17 protein-coding genes are annotated in these 17763 nt (G+C 73.3%); 4 read left to right on the top strand and 13 right to left on the bottom strand.

Features of this window, described 5'->3' with window-relative positions:
- Window positions 1-50 precede the first annotated feature (50 nt).
- From pabB to ABD230_RS00650, 5 genes are read right to left on the bottom strand one after another with little or no spacing between them, the layout of a single operon-like run.
- Window positions 51-1511 (bottom strand): aminodeoxychorismate synthase component I, encoded by a 1461-nt coding sequence (gene pabB / locus ABD230_RS00670; RefSeq protein WP_344368731.1) that lies wholly within the window; start codon window positions 1509-1511, stop codon window positions 51-53.
- A gap of 43 nt (window positions 1512-1554) precedes the next feature.
- Window positions 1555-3327 (bottom strand): thiol reductant ABC exporter subunit CydC, encoded by a 1773-nt coding sequence (cydC, locus tag ABD230_RS00665; protein WP_344368730.1) that lies wholly within the window; start codon window positions 3325-3327, stop codon window positions 1555-1557.
- A complete protein-coding gene (gene cydD, locus ABD230_RS00660) occupies window positions 3320-5017 on the bottom strand; it encodes a thiol reductant ABC exporter subunit CydD (protein WP_344368729.1) in 1698 nt (565 codons plus the stop codon). The genes cydC and cydD overlap by 8 nt, the downstream gene beginning before the upstream one ends.
- 1 nt (window position 5018) lies before the next feature.
- Complete coding sequence (gene cydB, locus ABD230_RS00655) at window positions 5019-6026, bottom strand: cytochrome d ubiquinol oxidase subunit II (RefSeq protein ID WP_344368727.1); 1008 nt, start codon at window positions 6024-6026, stop codon at window positions 5019-5021.
- A gap of 12 nt (window positions 6027-6038) precedes the next feature.
- On the bottom strand, window positions 6039-7451 hold the full coding sequence (locus tag ABD230_RS00650) for a cytochrome ubiquinol oxidase subunit I (RefSeq protein WP_344368726.1): 1413 nt from the start codon (window positions 7449-7451) through the stop codon (window positions 6039-6041).
- Window positions 7452-7562: 111 nt separating this feature from the next.
- On the opposite strand from ABD230_RS00650, the gene ABD230_RS00645 reads away from it, so the two are divergent.
- Genes ABD230_RS00645 through ABD230_RS00635 form a run of 3 tightly spaced genes read left to right on the top strand, consistent with a single transcriptional unit; the run spans window position 7563 to window position 9662 of the window.
- Window positions 7563-7934: a BlaI/MecI/CopY family transcriptional regulator gene (locus ABD230_RS00645; RefSeq protein WP_344368725.1), complete on the top strand. Its 372-nt coding sequence runs from the start codon at window positions 7563-7565 to the stop codon at window positions 7932-7934.
- A gap of 1 nt (window position 7935) precedes the next feature.
- Complete coding sequence (locus tag ABD230_RS00640; RefSeq protein WP_344368722.1) at window positions 7936-8862, top strand: M56 family metallopeptidase; 927 nt, start codon at window positions 7936-7938, stop codon at window positions 8860-8862.
- A 35-nt stretch (window positions 8863-8897) separates the two neighbouring features.
- Window positions 8898-9662 (top strand): DedA family protein, encoded by a 765-nt coding sequence (locus tag ABD230_RS00635; protein ID WP_344368720.1) that lies wholly within the window; start codon window positions 8898-8900, stop codon window positions 9660-9662.
- Here the strand turns inward: ABD230_RS00635 and ABD230_RS00630 are convergent.
- From ABD230_RS00630 to ABD230_RS00610, 5 genes are all read right to left on the bottom strand, one after another.
- The gene (locus ABD230_RS00630) at window positions 9659-10588 is read right to left on the bottom strand and encodes an ABC transporter substrate-binding protein (RefSeq protein ID WP_344368718.1); all 930 of its coding nucleotides are present in this window, start codon (window positions 10586-10588) and stop codon (window positions 9659-9661) included. The two genes, ABD230_RS00635 and ABD230_RS00630, sit on opposite strands and share 4 nt — an antisense overlap.
- Window positions 10589-10623: 35 nt before the next feature.
- Window positions 10624-11343: an ABC transporter permease gene (locus ABD230_RS00625; RefSeq protein WP_344368716.1), complete on the bottom strand. Its 720-nt coding sequence runs from the start codon at window positions 11341-11343 to the stop codon at window positions 10624-10626.
- The gene (locus ABD230_RS00620; RefSeq protein WP_344368715.1) at window positions 11340-12032 is read right to left on the bottom strand and encodes an ABC transporter permease; all 693 of its coding nucleotides are present in this window, start codon (window positions 12030-12032) and stop codon (window positions 11340-11342) included. The genes ABD230_RS00625 and ABD230_RS00620 overlap by 4 nt, the downstream gene beginning before the upstream one ends.
- The gene (locus tag ABD230_RS00615) at window positions 12029-12841 is read right to left on the bottom strand and encodes an ABC transporter ATP-binding protein (protein ID WP_344368713.1); all 813 of its coding nucleotides are present in this window, start codon (window positions 12839-12841) and stop codon (window positions 12029-12031) included. Before ABD230_RS00615 ends, ABD230_RS00620 begins: the two co-directional genes overlap by 4 nt.
- Before the next feature lie 110 nt (window positions 12842-12951).
- Window positions 12952-13611, bottom strand: a complete 660-nt coding sequence (locus ABD230_RS00610; protein ID WP_344368711.1) for a TetR/AcrR family transcriptional regulator — start codon at window positions 13609-13611, stop codon at window positions 12952-12954.
- Between the two features lie 105 nt (window positions 13612-13716).
- Between ABD230_RS00610 and ABD230_RS00605 the strand changes: the two genes are divergently transcribed.
- Entirely contained in the window at window positions 13717-14775 is a 1059-nt protein-coding gene (locus tag ABD230_RS00605; RefSeq protein WP_344368710.1) for an App1 family protein phosphatidate phosphatase, read from the top strand.
- Window positions 14776-14821: 46 nt separating this feature from the next.
- Here the strand turns inward: ABD230_RS00605 and ABD230_RS00600 are convergent, their stop codons facing one another.
- From ABD230_RS00600 to hisD, 3 genes are read right to left on the bottom strand one after another with little or no spacing between them, the layout of a single operon-like run.
- A complete protein-coding gene (locus tag ABD230_RS00600) occupies window positions 14822-15877 on the bottom strand; it encodes a quinone-dependent dihydroorotate dehydrogenase (protein WP_344368709.1) in 1056 nt (351 codons plus the stop codon).
- Between the two features lie 46 nt (window positions 15878-15923).
- Window positions 15924-16397 carry a transcriptional regulator NrdR gene (gene nrdR / locus ABD230_RS00595; RefSeq protein ID WP_129233566.1) on the bottom strand — a complete coding sequence of 158 codons (474 nt, stop codon included), beginning with the start codon at window positions 16395-16397 and terminating at the stop codon, window positions 15924-15926.
- Window positions 16398-16421: 24 nt separating this feature from the next.
- Window positions 16422-17735 (bottom strand): histidinol dehydrogenase, encoded by a 1314-nt coding sequence (gene hisD / locus ABD230_RS00590; protein WP_344368708.1) that lies wholly within the window; start codon window positions 17733-17735, stop codon window positions 16422-16424.
- Window positions 17736-17763 lie beyond the last annotated feature (28 nt).

Raw genomic sequence — 17763 nt, 5'->3', positions numbered from 1 at the left:
GGGGGATGCCCGGGAGGTGGGCGCGCACGACGGGCGCCCGGGGACCAAGCCTACTCAATGCCCGGAGGCGTGGGTCCGCCGTTCGCGCCGGGCGCAGCGCCCCCGTCGGTCCCGCCCCCGCGGGCCGTCCGGACGGGCGGCGCCTCGCCGCCGAGCACCGAGATCAGCGCCCTCGCCTTCACCCGGGTCTCCTCGACCTCCTCGTCGGAGTCGGAGAGCGCGGTGATGCCGCCGCCGGTCCCGATCGACGCGCCCTCGGGGGTGAGCACGATCGAGCGGATGACCATGGCGAGGTCGGCGGTGCCGTCGACCCCGAGGCATCCGAACGCGCCAGAGTACACGCCGCGCGGACCGCGCTCGAGCCGGTGCAGGATCGTCATGGCCGAGAGCTTCGGTGCGCCGGTCATCGAGCCGGCCGGGAACGCCGATCGCACGGCGTCGAGGGCGGTGAGCGGATGCCGCAGTCGCGCGGTCACGGTGGACACGAGCTGGTGCACGTGCGGGTACTCCTCGACCTCGAGCAGGTGCGGCACCCGGACGGAGCCGAGCTCGGCGATGCGGCCGAGGTCGTTGCGCATGAGGTCGACGATCATGAGGTTCTCGGCGCGCTCCTTCTCGCTCGCGTGGAGCTCGGCGCGCAGCGCGGCATCCGTCGTGGCGTCCTCGCCCCGCGGCCGCGTGCCCTTCATGGGCTTGGTCGACACCGTGCCGTCGGGCTCGACGAGGAGGAACTGCTCCGGCGACGCGCTGAGGAGGGCCACGTCGTCGATGCGGACGAAGCCGCCGTGGTGGCTCGGGCTCGAGGCCCGGAGCGCGAGGTAGGTCGTCACCGGGTCGGGGCGCACGTCGATGTCGACGCGGTTGGTGAGGCACAGCTGGTACGCGTCGCCGCGGGTGATCGCCGCATGGCACTCGGCGATCATGCGCCGGTACGCGTCGGGGTCGTGGCGCCACCGGGTCGCGGCCGCGCTCGCAGGGCGCGCCGAGACCGGCGCGCGCGTGTCGGATGCGGGCGCCGCCTCCGTCGTGGCGATCGCGTCGGCGGTGCGCGCCGCCCACGCGGCGAGTTCGGCGGGGTCGCGGGCGTCGTCCTCGATCCACTCGAGCCGGAGTCGCCGCGTCGCATGCTCGAACACGATCACGCGGTCGGCGAGGAAGAAGGCCGCCTCGGGCGTCGCGTCGGCGGCGGCCGGCACCTGGAGCGTGCGCGCGCCGAACTCGTAGCCGAACCAGCCGTGCCACCCGACGGCCGCGCGCCCGCCCTCGGCGACGGCGCCGTCCGTCCCGAGCCCGGCGGCGAGTTGCGCGTAGACGGCGTCCGGGTCGGCGCCGCCGTCGGCGAGGACCGTGGCGGCGCCCGCCGCGGCGACCGCGATCACGCTCCGGCCGGTCGTCGCGTCGTCGCCGCCGTCGAGCCAGGCCACCCGCTGCGCGTCCGCGCCGACGGCGAGGAACACCGCCTCCGGCGCTCGCCATTCGGGCAGCACCATGCTGCGGATGCGACGGGGCATCCCCTCAGCCTAGGGCCCGGCGCACCGCGCTCGCTCCGGGGTCTCAGCCGAGGCGGACCTCCCGGTCGACGAGTCCGGGCGGTGCGCCCGTGTGCGAGATGAGCACGATCGTCCGGTCGCCCGCCGCCGCGGACAGCAGGTCGGTCAGCAGCGCGTCGGCCCGCTCCGGATCCACGCTCGCGGTCGGTTCGTCGAGCACCAGCACCGGGAAGTCCGCGAGCATCGCGCGCGCGAGCGCGATCCGCTGCGCCTGTCCGCCGGAGACGAGGGACCCGCGTTCGCCGACCGGAGCCGCGAGGCCGCCGCGCTCGGCGACCCACTCGGCGAGCCCGACGCGCTCGAGCACGGCGAGGAGCTCGGCGTCGGTCGCGGTGTCACGGGCGAAGACGAGGTTCTGCCGCACGTCCTCGTCGAACAGCCACGGCCGCTGCTCGACGAGCCCGACCGACCGGCGCACGTCCCGCGGGTCGAGGTCGTGGGCCTCGACCTCGTCGATCCGGTACGAGCCGTCGTACTCGAGGAACCGCACGAGCACGTGCGCGAGCGTGGTCTTGCCGGCGCCCGACGGCCCGGTGACGAGCACGCGCTCCCCCGGCACGAGGTCGAGGTCCAGCCTGTCGAGGGGCGGAGCGGATGCCGCCTCCGGCGGCCCGATCCCGCCGCCCGGCGGCTGCTCGGCGGCCACGTCGGGCCACCGCGCGCTCACCCCGCGGAGCCGGAGCGACGGCACGGCCGGTCGGGCCGACGGCGGCGGCACCGCCGCGGGGAGCCTCGTCGACGGCGCGCCGTCGGTCGCCGCGGTCGGCGCCGTCGACCCGGTCGACCCGTTCGAGCCGTGCTGGTCTGGGAGCTCCGGCGGGACGACCGCGGGCACCGCCTCGGCGACCCGCCGCGCACCGGCGCGCACGACCCGCAGCGAGCCCACGGCGACGGGGATCGCGGCCGACACCTCGGCGATCGCGAGCGGAACGAGGCAGAGCACGGCGAACGTCGGGCCGTCGATGCGGCCGCCCGCGAGGAGCGGCTGCGCCGCCCCGAGGCTCGCGGCCGCCGCGAACGCGCCGACCGCGCTCATCGCCGCCGCCGCCAGACCCACCGCGGAGGCGCGGGTCCGCGTCGCCCGTTCGAGCCGGGCGCCGAGCCGCCGGATCCGTTCGCGCCCCGCGTCGGCGGCGCCGAACGCGACGAGCACGTCGAGGGCCTGCACGTGCTCGACGATCGCCGCCTGCAGTTCGCCGCGCAGCGGCGCGAGGCGTGCGTCCGCACGTGCAGCGAGCACCGCCTGCGCCAGGACGGCGACGGCGATCCCGACGACGAGGGTCGCCGCGACCGCGAGGGCGGGGCCGGGCGCGAGCCACGCCAGCCACGCGAGCGCGGCCGCGAGCACGACGGCGGCGCTGGCGACGGGCTGCACGATCCGCAGGGACACGTTCTGGAGGTCGTCGACGTCGCCGACGAAGCGCGCGAGCAGGTCGCCGCGCCGCGACGCGGCGAGACCGTCCGGCGCGAGGGGCAGCATCCGCTCGAAGACCCCCACTCGGATCTCCGCGAGCTGCCGGAACGCCGCATCGTGCCCGGCGAGGCGCTCGAGGTAGCGGAAGACGGCGCGGCCGATCGCGAACGCCCGCACGCCGACGACCCCGAGCGAGAGGTAGAGGATCGGCGGCTGCTCTGCGGCTCGAGCGATCAGCCACGAGCTCGCGGCCAGGAGGGCGACGCTCGAGCCGCCGGCGAGGACCCCGAGGAGCACCGACGGCAGCAGCCGACGGGCCGGCGGGACCGCCTGGCGGAGCACGGAGCGCGCACGATCAGGCATGCGCCACCTCCGGGATCGCGATCACGCGGTCCGCGGCATCCGCGAGCGCACCGCGGTGCGTGGCCACGACGACGATCCGCCCCGACCGGGCGAGGTCGAGCAGGGCCGCTGCCATCGCGTGTTCGCGGTCCGCGTCGAGCGCCGACGTCGGCTCGTCGAGCAGGAGCACGGGAGCGTCGGTCGCGAGGGCGCGGTGCACGGCCCGCGCGACCGCGACGCGCTGCGCCTGGCCGCCCGACAGCCCCGTGCCGGACGCACCGAGGCGCAGCTCCGGCGCGACGTCGACTCCGGCCGCGGCGAGGGCCCGATCGAGCAGCGCCGGATCGGCGTCCGGGGCTCCGAGCCGCACGTTCTCCGCCACGGTGCCCTCGAGCAGCTGCGGAACCTGGCCGGCCCACGCGAGCCGGGATCGCGTGGTCGCGTCGAGCGCCGTGCCGTCCAGCGCGAGCTCGCCGCGCGTGGCCGCGAACCCGAGCATCGCGGCCAGCAGCGAGGACTTGCCGGACCCGCTCGGCCCGGTCAGCGCGACGAGTCGGCCGCGGGCGACGTCGAGGTCGAGCGGTCCGACGACGGGCCGGCCGTCCCGGAGCACGACGAGGTCGCGTGCGCGGAGGCCGTCGACCGCACCGGCCGGCTCGTCTGCCGCGCGACCCGACCCGGCGACCTCGTCGGGCGTCCGCGAGGGGGCATCGCGCACCGGCACCGCGACGGCCGCAGGCGCGGCGCGCGACACCGGCGTCGCCCCGCCGGCGTCGAGGAGGTCCAGCGCGTCGCGCGACGCCTCGAGCCCGGCCGTCGCGGCGTGGAACGCGGCCCCCACGTTTCGCACGGGCAGGAACACGTCGGGCGCGAGGATGAGCACGAAGAGCCCGGGGGCGAACGACATGTCGCCCGAGACGAGTCGCAGCCCGATCGAGACCGCGACGAGCGCGACCGAGAGGCTGCCCGCGAGTTCGAGCGTGAAGCCGGAGAGGAACGTGACCCGGAGCACCCGCATCGTGCTGGAGCGGTAGCGGTCGGTCATGGTGCGGATGCGCTGCGACTGCCGCTCGGCGCGGCCGAAGACCATGAGCGTCGAGAGGCCGCCCAGCACCTCGAGGAAGCCGCGCGAGAGCGAGTGCAGGCGATCCCACTGGCGTCGCTGCACGACCTCGGTCGCCATCCCGATCAGTGCCATGAAGACCGGGATGAGGGGCAGCACGATGACGAGGATGAGGCCCGACACCCAGTCGGCCGACCACGCCGCGACGACGAGCACGGGCGTCGCGATCGCCGTGAGCACGAGCTGCGGCAGGTACCGCCCGAAGTACTCGTCGAGCGCGTCGAGCCCGGGACCGAGGAGCGTGGCCGCGCGGGCGGTGGTGATGCCGCGGCGCGCCTCCGGTTCCTCGAGTGCCGTCAGGAGCGCCTCGCGGAGCTCCGATTTCACGCGCATCGCGCCCGCGGAGCCCAACGACTCCCAGAGCCAGCCGGAGAGCGCGCGGACGGTCGCGGCACCGAGCAGCACGGCGGTCGCCGGCCCGGTGCCGCCCGGCACGCCGCCCTCGACCAGGCCGACGACGAGGGTGGCGAGCGCCCACGCGAACGCGACGGTCGCGCCCGCCTGCAGCAGGGCGAGCGCGCCGCCCGCGGCGACGAAGCCGCGAGCGGCGCGGGAGCGCCGGAGCAGGCGCGGATCGAGTGGCCGCACGTCAGTGAACGGCGGCGGGATCGATCGTCTGCCGGGTGATCCGCTTGCGGAAGATCCAGTACGTCCAACCCTGGTAGAGCAGGATCAGCGGCATGAAGATGACCGCCGTCCAGGTCATCACCGTGAGCGTGTAGGGCGTGCTCGAGGCGTTCGCGATCGTCAGGCTGTTGGCCGGGTCGTTCGACGCGGGCATCACGTCCGGGAACAGCGCCGAGAACAGGGCGAACACCGCCGCGCCGATCGTGACCGCCATGAGCGTGAACGCCACGCGCTCGGAACCCCGGCCGTTCGCGAGCCATGCGCCGATGAGCGCGAGCGCCGCGACCGCGGCGAGGCCCCAGAACCACGCGGTGCCGTGCGCGAAGCCCGTCCAGACGAGGAACGACGCGGCGACGACGATCGTCAGGAGCCCGGCGCGGGCCGCGAGGCGGCGCGCCCGGCGACGGATGTCGCCGTCCGTCTTGAGCGCGACGAAGACCGCGCCGTGCGTGAAGAACAGCAGCAGGGTCGTCAGCCCGCCGAGCAGGGCGTACGGGTTCAGCAGGTCGAAGAGGGTGCCGGTGTAGTTGTGGTCCGCGTCGAGCGGCACGCCCTGCACGATGTTCGCGAACGCGACGCCCCAGAGCAGCGCAGGCACCGCCGACCCGATGGTGATCATCCAGTCGAAGCGCCGCTTCCATTCCGCCTCCGGCCGCTGGTGGCGGTACTCGAACGAGACGCCGCGGGCGATGAGCGCGAGCAGGATGAGCAGCAGCGCGAGGTAGAACCCCGAGAAGAGGGTCGCGTACCACTCGGGGAACGCGGCGAACAGGGCCGCCCCCGCGACGATGACCCACGTCTCGTTGAGGTCCCACACGGGGCCGATGGTGTTGATGAGCACGCGGCGGTCGGTGTCGTCGCGGCCCAGGAAGGGCAGCGACATCCCGACGCCGAAGTCGAATCCGTCGAGCACGAAGTAGCCGACGAACAGGAAGGCGACGATCCAGAACCAGAGCACTGCGAGATCCATGTCCGTGTCCTCCTAGTAGACCGTTGCGGTGTGCTCGAGCTCGCCCGTCTCCGGGTCGGGCGGCGCGATCTCGGGTGGCCCCTTCCGGACGGCGCGGATGATGAGCCCGACCTCGACGACCGCGAGGATGCCGTAGATGAGCGTGAAGGCGACGAGCGAGATGAGCACGTCGAGCCCGGTCACGTTGGGCGACACGGCGGACTCCGTCGGCAGCAGGCTGAAGACGATCCACGGCTGACGGCCCATCTCGGTGAAGATCCAGCCGACGATCATCGCGGCCAGCGACAGCGGGAAGCTCCAGACGGCGATGGCCCAGACCCAGCGCTGCTTCGGCATGCGCCCCTTGCGGGTGAGCCAGAGGCCGACGACCGCGATGAGCACGTGCAGCACGCCGAGGCCGATCATCCAGCGGAACGCCCAGTAGGTGACCCAGATGATCGGGGCGTAGTCGCCGGGGCCGTACAGCTCGGTGTACTGGGCCTGCAGGTCGTTGATGCCCTCGACGCAGCCGTCGAACGAGTGCGTCGACAGCAGCGACAGCAGGTACGGCACGCGGATGGAGAAGAGCTCGGTGGAGCCGTCGGGCGTGCCGAGCGTGAACAGCGAGAAGGAGGCGTCCGCACCGCAGACGGTGTCGTAGGTGGCCTCGGCCGCGGCCATCTTCATCGGCTGCGTGGCGACCATCGCGAGGCTGAGCTGGTCGCCGAAGAACGTCGTCAGCGCCCCGGCGACGAGCATGCCCCACAGCCCGAACTTGAGCGCCGGCCGCATGGTGTCCAGGTGCTGGTTGCGTGCGAGGTGCCACGCCGCGGCGCTGATGATGAGGCCCGAGCTGACCATGAACGATGCGGCGATCGTGTGCGGGAAGGCGGCCAGGGCGACCTGGTTCGTCAGCAGCGCCCAGATGTCGGTGAGCTCCGCGCGTCCGCGCTCGGCGTTCATCTCGTACCCGACCGGGTTCTGCATGAACGCGTTCGCCGCGATGATGAAGTACGCCGAGAGGATGGTGCCGATCGCCGTCGCCCAGATGGTCGCGAGGTGCAGCTTCTGCGGCAGCCGGTTCCACCCGAAGATCCACAGGCCGATGAACGTCGCCTCGAGGAAGAACGCGAGCAGGCCCTCGAGCGCGAGCGGTGCGCCGAACACGTCGCCCACGAACCGCGAGTACTCCGACCAGTTCATGCCGAACTGGAACTCCTGCACGATGCCGGTGACGACGCCCATCGCGAAGTTGATCAGGAAGATCGTGCCGAAGAACCGCGTGATCCGCAGGTACTCGACCTTCCCCGTCCGCACCCAGGCGGTCTGGAAGATCGCCGCGGAGGTCGCGAGGCCGATCGTGATCGGGACGAACAGGAAGTGGTAGACCGTGGTGAGTCCGAACTGCCACCGCGCGAGCAGCAGCGGATCGAGGAGGTCGTTCACCGGGACCCCTTTCGTGGGAAGGACCTTCGTGTCGAGGCGGTGTTCCACACCCTAGAGCACATTTTCTACACAGCGTAGAACCATTGGGCTCTTGCGCGCTATCCTCGACGTATGGCAGGCCTCGGCGAGCTGGAGCGCTCGATCATGGAGCAGCTCTGGATGAGCGATGCGGCGCTCACCGCGAACGAGGTGCGCGACCGGCTCGCGGCGAACGCGGTGCCCGGCAAGGCACCCGCGACCACGACCGTGCTCACCGTCCTCTCGCGTCTCGAGCGCAAGGGCTTCGTGGGTCGCAGCCGCGACACCCGGCCGCACCGCTACGCCGCGCTGCTCTCGCGCGCCGACCACACCGCCGAGCTGATGCACGAGGTCCTCGCCTCCTCCTCCGACCGCGACGCCGCGCTCGCACGCTTCGTCGGCACCGTGAGCGCCGGCGAGGCGAACACGCTGCGACGACTCCTCGACGACCTCGTCCGCCGCTGACGTGATCGCCGCCGCCCTCCTGCTCGGTGCGCTCGCGCTCGCGCTCGCCTGGCCGATCCCGGTCGCGCTGTCGCGCGCCGAGTGGCCGGCCCGCTCCCCCGCCACAGCCCTGGTGCTCTGGCAGGGCATCGCGCTCGGCGGCGCGCTGTCGATGATCGGCGCGCTGCTCGCGTTCGGCGCGGCGCCCGCCCGATCGCTCGAGGGCGCCGCGGAGGCGCTGCTCCCGGTCTTCGCGGGCGGGCCGATCCCCGGCCACTTCGGGGTCGTGCACCTCGCGTCGCTGACGCTCGCCGTCGGGCTCGCGGTGCACCTCGCACTCAACCTCGCGACCACCGCCGTGCGCGCGGAGCGCGCCCGCCGCCGCCAGCACCGGTTGATCGACCTCCTCGCGAGCCCGGAGATGGAGGGCTCGGGCGCCCGCGTCCTCGCCCACCCGGTCCCCGTCGCCTACTGCGTCCCCGGCCTGCGCACGGTCACCGTCATCACCGAAGGGCTCGTCGACCTGCTCGACGACGACGAGCTCCGAGCCGTCATCGGACACGAGCGCGCCCACCTCGAGCAGCTGCACCACCTGGTGCTGCTCGCCTTCCGGGCGTGGCATGCCGCCCTGCCGTGGTTCCCGATCGCGAACCGCGCCGAGCGCTCGGTCGCCGTCCTGACGGAGATGCTCGCCGACGACGCGCCGCGGCGGCGGGTCGGCGTGCAGCCCCTGCGCACGGCCCTGCTCCGCGTCGGCACCGCCGGCGAGCCCGGCGCGTACGCCGACGCGGGCGGGGTGGCGCCCGACGAGGGCATGCTCGAACGTCGGCTCGCCCGGCTCGACCCCGACGCCACACAGCTCGACGCCCGCTCGCGCACGGCCGCATGGCTGCTCGCGGCGGGCATCGTCGTGGTGCCCGCGTGCGTGCTGGCGGCCATCACGTTCTGAGCCGCCACGGAGGCGCCAGCCCGTAGGCTCGAGTCGTGAACGAGCTGCTCGACGGCATCCTCGAGACGGTGGGCAACGTCGACCCCGTCGTCCGAACGCTGCTCGCGGGCCTCGGCATCCTGCTGGAGACCTCGGTCCTCGTCGGCCTCGTCGTCCCCGGCGACACGATCGTGATCGTCGCGGCGACCGGCGTCGAGGGTCCGGTCGAGTTCATCGCACTGGCGATCGCCGTCATCGTCGGGGCGCTGATCGGCGAGAGCATCGGGTTCGCGCTCGGCCGGTGGTTCGGCCCGAAGATCCAGGCCTCGCGGCTCGGACGGCGGATCGGCGAGCACAACTGGCATCGGGCGCAGCGCTACCTCGCCCGGCGAGGCGGGCCGGCGGTGTTCATCTCCCGCTTCCTTCCCGTGCTGCACTCGCTGGTGCCCCTCACGGTCGGCATGAGCGACATGTCGTACCGTCGCTTCCTCGCGTGGACCGCCCCGGCCTGCGTGATCTGGTCGTTCGCCTACGTCGGCGTCGGGTCGGCCGCCGCCGGCGGATACCGCGAGCTGAGCGAGCACCTGCACGGGGCCGGGTACCTCTTCGTCGGCGTGATCGTCCTCTTCCTCGTGCTCGCCTGGATCGGCAAGAAGGTCCTCCTGCGCTTCGAGGCACGGCACATGTCGGATGACGCCTCGTCATCCGCCCACCCGCAGGTCCCGCCGCACATCGCGCCGGGCGACGGCGGGCGGGCGGAGACGCCGGAGGGGCCGGCCGCCGCGGCGACCGACCCCTCCGAGCGTCCTGGCGAGGGCTAGGCCAGCCCCTGCTCCGACAGCCAGTCCGCCGCGATGTCGTCGGCGGAGCGCTGGTCGTTGACGCTCTCGGAGTTCAGCTGGACCAGGTCCTCCGCGGTCATGGCCGCACTGACCTCGTTGATGATCGCGGCGACCTCGTCGGTGACCTTCTCGCTCGCGATCGGCACGACGTTCGAGGCGAGGAACAGGCCCTCGGGGTCCTCGAGCGTGACGAGGTCGTTCGTGGCGATGTTGGGGTCGGCGCTGTAGATGTTCACCATCTGCACCTGGCCGTCCGTGAGCGCCTTCAGCGTGAGCGCGCCGCCGGAGTCCTGGATCGCGGTGAACCCGACCTCGACGCCGTAGACGTCCTGCAGGCCTTCGGGCCCGTACGGACGCGTCTCGAGCTCGGCGTTGCCGCCGAGCGTGATCGGCGTCGACACGTCCTTCAGGTCGGCCAGGCTCGTCACGCCGTTCTCGTCGGAGAACTCGCGCGTGACGTTGTAGGAGTCCTGGTCGGTCGCGGACGACTGGTCGAGCACGCGCAGCCCGTCGGGCAGTGCGCCCTCGAGCTCGGCGTACACGTCATCGCTCGTCTTCGCGGTCGTGTCGGGCACGTAGTACTGCAGCAGGTTGCCGGTGTACTCCGGGAAGAGGTCGATGTTCCCGGCCTCGAGCTCGGGCAGGTACACCTCCCGCTGGCCGATGTTGAAGTCGCGCTGCACGGTGTACCCGTTGGCCTCGAGCGCCTGCGCGTAGATCTCGGCGATGATCTCGTTGGAGTAGTACTCCTGCGAGCCGATGACGATGGTCTCGCCGCCGCCATCACCGCTCGAGGGTTCGTCGTCGAGGGGATCCCCCGACGCACACCCTGCCAGGGCCACTGTCGCCCCGACCGCGACCGCCGCCAGTGCGACGAGCCGGCCTTTTCCAGTCACGGACCTCATGATGCATTCCCTTCATAGACGGGTGACCGAGGAGGTCACCCCGCGGCCGCTCCCGACCGGGACGGCCGGGAGCGGAGTCGGTCGGTGTCGCGCGCGGCGACGACGCCGGCGGGCACCACGAGTCGTTGGAGGCCAGCGAACACGCCGTCGAGCACGAGCGCGAGTGCGATCACGAGGATCGACGCGGCCAGCGTGAGGGGGTAGTCGCGCGTCTGCAGGCCGAGGAACAGGTACGTGCCGAGCCCCGGGCCGCCGACGTACGCGGCGAGCGTCGCCGTCGCGACGACCTGCAGGACCGCGGAGCGGATGCCGCCCATGATCGTCGGCAGCGCCAGCGGCAGTTCGACCTTGGCGATGATCTGCGCCTCGGTCATGCCCATGCCGCGGGCGGCGTCGACCGTGCGGCGGTCGACGGCGCCGACGCCCGCGTACGCCCCTGCGAGGACCGGCGGGATGGCGAGCACCATGAGGGCGAGGAAGGGCGCGAGGATCCCGACGCCGAGCGCGAGTGCCACGAGCACCAGGAGGCCGAGGGTCGGCAGGGCCCGCAGGCCGCCCGAGACGACCACGGCGGTCTCGCGGCCGCGACCGGTGTGGCCGATGACCGCGCCGATCGGCAGCGCGACGACCGCGGCCGCGGCGACGACCGAGAGGCTGAAGACGAGGTGGAACCACAGGTTGGCGGCGATCCCGTCCGGGCCGACCCAGTTGGCGGGGTCGAGGATCCAGGCGAAGGCCTCGGCGAAGAGGCTCATGCGACCGCCCCCTCGGGATCGCGCGCCTGTCGCCGTGCCGCCCGGCGGCTCCGGGCGTCGACCTCGGTCCACGGCATGAGCAGGCGCCCGAGCAGCACCGCAACGAGGTCGAGGACCAGCGCGAGCGCGACGGTCACGACGATGCCGGTGGCGATCTCGACCGGGATGTTGCGCTGGAACCCGTCGGTGAACAGCGAGCCGAGGCTCTGGATGCCGAGCACGGCGCTGACGGTGACGAGGCTGACCGTGCTCACGATGACCACGCGCAGGCCGGCGAGGAGCGTCGGTCCCGCGAGCGGCAGCTCGACGCTCCAGAAGCGGCGGAAGCCGGAGTAGCCGACCGCCGTCGCCGAGAGGCGCACGTCGGGATCGACGTCGCCGAAGCCGTCGGCGGCCGTGCGCACCATGAGCGCGATGCCGTAGAGCGTGAGCACGATCACCACGTTGATCGGCGCGCGGAGCGACGTGCCGATGATCCCGGGCAGCGCGATGAACAGCGGCAGCGACGGAATGGCGTACAGGATGCCGGCGAGCCCGAGCACCACTCCTCGCGACCACCGGAACCGCCACGCGGCCCAGCCGATCGGCACGGAGATCACGAAGCTCATGATGATGGTGGGCACCGACAATGCCAGGTGGACGAGCGTCAGCTCGCCCACCTCGTCGAGGTTGTTCCAGAGCCAGTTCACTGGGCGAGCACCCCGGCGGGGCGGCCCTCGGAGTCGACGACGATCCGCCGGCCGTCCACCTCGGTGAGCCGCAGCGTGCGCCGACCCTTGTCGGCGCCGATGAAGCCGGCGACGAACTCGTCGGCCGGGGCGGCGAGGATCTCGGAGGGCGCGCCCCGCTGGACGATCTCGCCCCCCGTGCGCAGGATCACGACCTGGTCGCCGAGGAGGAACGCCTCCTCGATGTCGTGCGTCACGAACACGACCGTCTTGCCGAGCTCCCCCTGCAGGCGGAGCAGCTCCTGCTGGAGCTCCGACCGCACGATCGGGTCGACCGCGCCGAACGGCTCGTCCATGAGCAGGATGTTCGGGTCGACCGCGAGCCCGCGCGCGACGCCGACGCGCTGCTGCTGGCCGCCCGAGAGCTGGCCCGGGTACCGGTCGGCCAGGGAGCGGTCGAGCCCGACGGTGTCGAGGAGCTCGAGCGCGTGCGCGTGCGCCTCACGGCGCGACTCTCCCCGCAGCAGCGGAACGGTCGCGACGTTGTCGATGACCTTCCGGTGCGGCAGCAGACCCGAGTTCTGCATGACGTAGCCGATGCCGCGCCGGAGCTTGACGGGATCGACCGTGGCGACGTCGGTGCCGTCGATGAGCACCTGGCCGCTGCTGGGGTCGACCATCCGGTTGATCATGCGCAGGAGCGTCGTCTTGCCGGACCCCGACGAGCCGACGAGCACCGTGGTCTTCCGTGGGGGGATCACGATGTCGACGTCACGCACGGCGACCGTGCCGTCGGGGAACTGCTTGGTGACGCCGCGGAACTCGATCATGCTGCCTCCGTCGGTGCCGTGCGCCGACCGGCGCATCGGATCAAGCCAAACACCTCGAGGGTGGCTGGGCAACGGATGGCGCTCGGAGGTTCGCCGCCCGCGAAACCGGATCAGGCCGCGGGCGAGGCGGCGATGCGCGCGCTGAGCTCCTGGTCGAGGTAGTCGCGCACCACGCGGCGGGACTCGGCCAGGTACCGCTCGTCGCCCGCCGCGTCGCGCTCGAAGGCGCGGTGGATGAGCGCCGCGCCCAGCTCGAGGGCGACGCCGAGTCGATGGCGCACCTCCGCGTCCTCGACGATGCCGAAGTCCTGCGCGAAGACCTTGGCGATGCGGTGGGCGATCTCGGGCTCGCCGTCGAGCTCGGACGCCTCGCGCGGCGCGGCGTGGATCACGGTGAAGCCGGGCTCCGTGCGGTACAGGTCGGCGCACACGTCGAGGGCGCAGTCGACCACGTCCCACCAGGCCGCCAGCTCGGCCGAGTCGAGCGCCTCGGCGAGACGCTCGCGGTACCGGCGGACGCTGCGCTCGCGCAGCGCGTACAGCACGGCGACGCGGTCCGGGAAGTACCGGTAGACCGTGCCGATCGACGCGCCGGCGCGCTCGGCGACCATCTGGGTGGTCAGTCGCTCGAATCCGAGTTCGTCGACGATCGCGGCGGCCGCATCCAGCAGCGCGTCGAGCCGCTGGGTGCTGCGTCGCTGCGTGGGCTCGGTTCGCACCGAGCGCGTCCGCCCGTGATCGGACCCCAGGATCAGGTCGATGTTCGGCACGGGTCCTCCTTGTTCGCCGGACCACTCTACCCGGCGTCCGCGGAAAGGCCCTCCCCCGCGGGCCGGGTTTCGCATCCCCGCGGGAGTGCATGCAAGGATGAGTGGATGCCGGTGAGTTCCCCCGTCCCGGCCGGAGCCCGGCAACGGCCGGCCCGGCACCGCGCTGCGCGCGTGGAGGACTGGATCCACGAGGTGCGCGAGCGCTGGGCGCGGGGTCGCGGCCACGTGCCGACGGTCGTGCCCTACACCGGCTACGGATCGACCGAATGGGTGCGCGTGTTCTGCCGCGTGCTCCTGTCGAAGCCGGTGCGCGACGACGAGACGTCGCCGCGGCGTCGGCGGCGGCGCAACGAGGGCATCCGCGGCTGGCGCAGCTTCACGAGCGTGCCGGTCGGCGACATCCCGGTCACGATCGAGGTCGGCGGCGAACGGATCGAGGTCCCCGCCGACCGCGGCGGCGTCGTCGACACCAGGGTGCCCGTGCGCCTCGAGCCCGGCTGGAACCGCGCCGTGCTGCGCACGCACGGGTCCGAGCCCGTCGAGGCGCCCATCTGGGTCGTCGGACCCGGCGTCGACTTCGGCATCGTCTCCGACGTCGACGACACCGTCATGGTGACGGCACTCCCCCGACCGTTCGTCGCGGCGTGGAACACGTTCGTGCTCGACGAGCACGCGCGCAGCCCCACCCCGGGCATGGCCGTCCTCTACGAGCGGCTCGCGCGCCAGCACCCCGGCTCGCCGGTCATCTACCTCTCGACGGGCGCGTGGAACGTCGCCCCCACCCTGACGCGGTTCCTCTCGCGCAACCTCTACCCCGCGGGACCGCTGCTGCTCACCGACTGGGGCCCCACGCACGACCGCTGGTTCCGCAGCGGGAAGGCGCACAAGAGCGAGAACCTGCGACGGCTCGCGGAGGAGTTCCCGCACGTGCGCTGGCTGCTCATCGGCGACGACGGCCAGCACGACGAGGAGCTCTACGCGGAGTTCGCGCGCGAGCACCCGGACCGCGTCGCCGCGATCGCGATCCGCGAGCTCTCCCCCGGTGAGGCGGTGCTCGCGGGCGGCCGCACGAAAGCCGACGAGCACGGCGCCGACGTCCCGTGGGTCTCGGCGAGCGACGGCGCGACCCTCGCCGACCGGCTCGCCGACATCGGCATGCTCTGACGAGCACGACCCGGAGCCCGGCGCGGCCTGCGGCGGTCGAGCGCGGTCAGGCGACGGATGCCGCGGCGCGACGCGCGCGGCGGATGCGCTCGAGCCCGCGATTGACCTCGCGCGCCCAGAGCGGCCCCCGGTAGATGAAGGCCGAGTAGCCCTGCACGAGCGTCGCGCCCGCATCGAGCCGCTCCTGCACGTCCTCGGCGGTCTCGACACCGCCGACCGACACGACGCAGAGCCCCGCGGGCACGTGCTCCCGGATGAGGCGCAGCACCTCCTGCGATCGCGCCGCCAGCGGGGCACCCGACAGTCCGCCGGCGCCGATGGCGTCGACCTGCGCGGCGGGGGTCGTGAGGCCGGCCCGTGAGATCGTCGTGTTCGTCGCGATGATGCCGTCGAGCCCGAGCCGCACGACGAGCTCGCAGATGCGCACGACCTCGGAATCGTCGAGGTCCGGGGCGATCTTGACGAGCAGCGGCGTCGAGCCGGCGGCGGCGCGCACCGCCTCGAGCAGCGGCGCGAGGGCGTCGAGCTCCTGCAGTCCGCGGAGGCCCGGCGTGTTCGGCGAGCTCACGTTCACGACCAGGTAGTCGGCGTACGGGGCGAGCACCTTGGCGCTGCGGACGTAGTCCGCGGTGGCGCGCTCGACCGGCGTGACCCGGCTCTTGCCGATGTTGACGCCCAGGACGGGTCGGTGCCGACGTCGCGACAGGCGCGAGAGGCGGCCGGCCGCGGCATCCGCCCCACCGTTGTTGAAGCCCATGCGGTTGACGAGCGCACGGTCCGCGACGAGGCGGAACAGTCGCGGCCGATCGTTGCCGGGTTGCGGCAGCGCGGTGATCGTGCCCACCTCGACGTGGCCGAACCCGAGGCGCCCGAGGCCGACGACCGCGAGCGCGTCCTTGTCGAAGCCCGCAGCGACGCCGAACGGCGATGGGAAGCGCAGGCCGAGCGCCTCGACGCCGAGCTCGGGCGCGGGACCGGTGAGGCGCTCGGCGAGCGGACCCAGGCCGAGCACCGGCAGGGCGCGGATGACGCGGAACGCCAGGTGGTGCGCGCGCTCGGGATCCATGCGCGCGAAGACGAGGGAGAAGAGGAGACGATACATGCCGGGGATCAGGCTACCGGAGCGGCGGCGACGTGCCGGACGGGCGTCACTCGGCCGGTCGCGCGGGAAGCCGGCCGTGCTCCTCGCGCAGCGCCTCGATCGCCGACTCGAAGTCGTCGAGCGATTCGAACGCCTGGTACACGCTGGCGAAGCGCAGGTACGCGACCTCGTCGAGCTCGCGGAGCGGCGGCAGGATCGCGAGGCCGATGTCGTTCGCCTCGATCTGCGAGGCGCCCGTCGACCGGATCGTCTCCTCGACCTTCTGCGCGAGCACGGCGAGGTCGGAGTCCGTGACCGGGCGGCCCTGGCAGGCCTTCTTGACGCCGAGCACGACCTTCTCGCGGCTGAACGGCTCGATCACGCCCGAGCGCTTGATCACCGCGAGGCTCGCGGTCTCGGTCGTCGAGAAGCGGCGGCCGCACTCCGGGCACTGGCGGCGGCGCCGGATGGAGAGTCCGTCGTCGCTCGTGCGGGAGTCGATGACACGCGAATCGGGGTGACGGCAGAAGGGGCAGTACATGGTGCTCCCAGCGTAGCGCCGCGGTCAGCGGTGCTCGCCGAAGCGCGCGGTCACGGCCTCGCCGTGGGCCGGGAGGTCCTCCTCCTCCGACAGCGTCGCGATCACGGGCGCGACCTCGCGCAGTGCGGCCTCGTCGTACCGGACCACCTGTTGGGGCCGCAGGAACGTCGCCGCCGACAGGCCGGCCGCGTACCTGGACTGGCCGCCGGTCGGGAGCACATGGTTCGACCCGGCGGCGTAGTCGCCGAGGCTCACGGGCGAGTAGGGGCCGACGAAGATCGCCCCGGCGTTCTCGATGCGTGCGAGGACGGCGTCCGCGTCGCGGACCTGGATCTCGAGGTGCTCGGCGCCGAACGCGTTCGCGAAGTCCGCCGCCTGCTCGAGGTCGTCGACGAGCACGACCGCGGACTGCGCGCCCTCGAGCGCGGCCCGGATCCTCGTCGCGTGCCGGGTCTCCGTCGCCCGCACGGCGAGCCGCTCGAGCACCCGCTCGGCGTACTCGGCCGAGTCGGTCACCAGCACGGCCGCGGCCAGCTCGTCGTGCTCGGCCTGGCTCACGAGGTCGGAGGCGACGAAGTCGGCGTCGGCCGCGTCGTCGGCGATCACCAGGATGTCGGTCGGCCCGGCCTCGGCGTCGATGCCGGTCACGCCCTGCACGACGCGCTTGGCGGCCGCGACGAACACGTTGCCGGGGCCCGTCACGCGCTGCACGGGTTCGAGCCCGAGGTCGGGCACGCCGTATGCGAAGGCGCCGACGGCGCCCGCGCCGCCCATCGCGTACACCTCGTCGATGCCGAGGAGGGCGGCGACGCCCGCGATCGTCGGGTGGATGCGCCCGTCGTGCGCCGCCTGGGCGGGCGATGCGAGCGCGATGGAGCGGACGCCGGCGACCTGGGCCGGGACGACGTTCATGACGACGCTGGACGGGTAGACGGCCTTGCCGCCGGGCACGTACAGGCCCACTCGGCCGACGGGCTGCCAACGCTGCTCGACGACGGCCCCCGACGCGAGCACCGTGCGCTCGGGCGCCGGCACCTGCGCGGCGCTGGCGGCGCGGACGCGCTCGATCGTCGACTCGACCGCGCGGCGCACGTCGGGGCGCAGCGCGTCGCGTGCGGCCGCGAGCTCGTCGTACCGGACGCGGACGGCGCCCGGGCGCACCCGGTCGAACCGCTCGGCCTGGTCGAGGAGGGCCGCCTCGCCGCGCGCGCGCACGTCGTCGATGAGGGCGCGCGCCGGCTCGAGCGCGGCGGCGACGTCCGTCGCGGCGCGCGGGACGAGAGCGAGCAGCTCGGACGGGGTCGGACGGGTGCCGCGGAGGTCGATCGTGCGTAGCATGGCCCGCTCAGCCTAGCGATCGCACCTC

Origin of the sequence: Agromyces tropicus (assembly GCF_039531345.1) — a bacterium.
GTDB lineage: Bacteria > Actinomycetota > Actinomycetes > Actinomycetales > Microbacteriaceae > Agromyces > Agromyces tropicus.
Note: the sequence above shows the minus strand (reverse complement) of the source record. Positions and strands in the feature narration are given on the sequence as shown.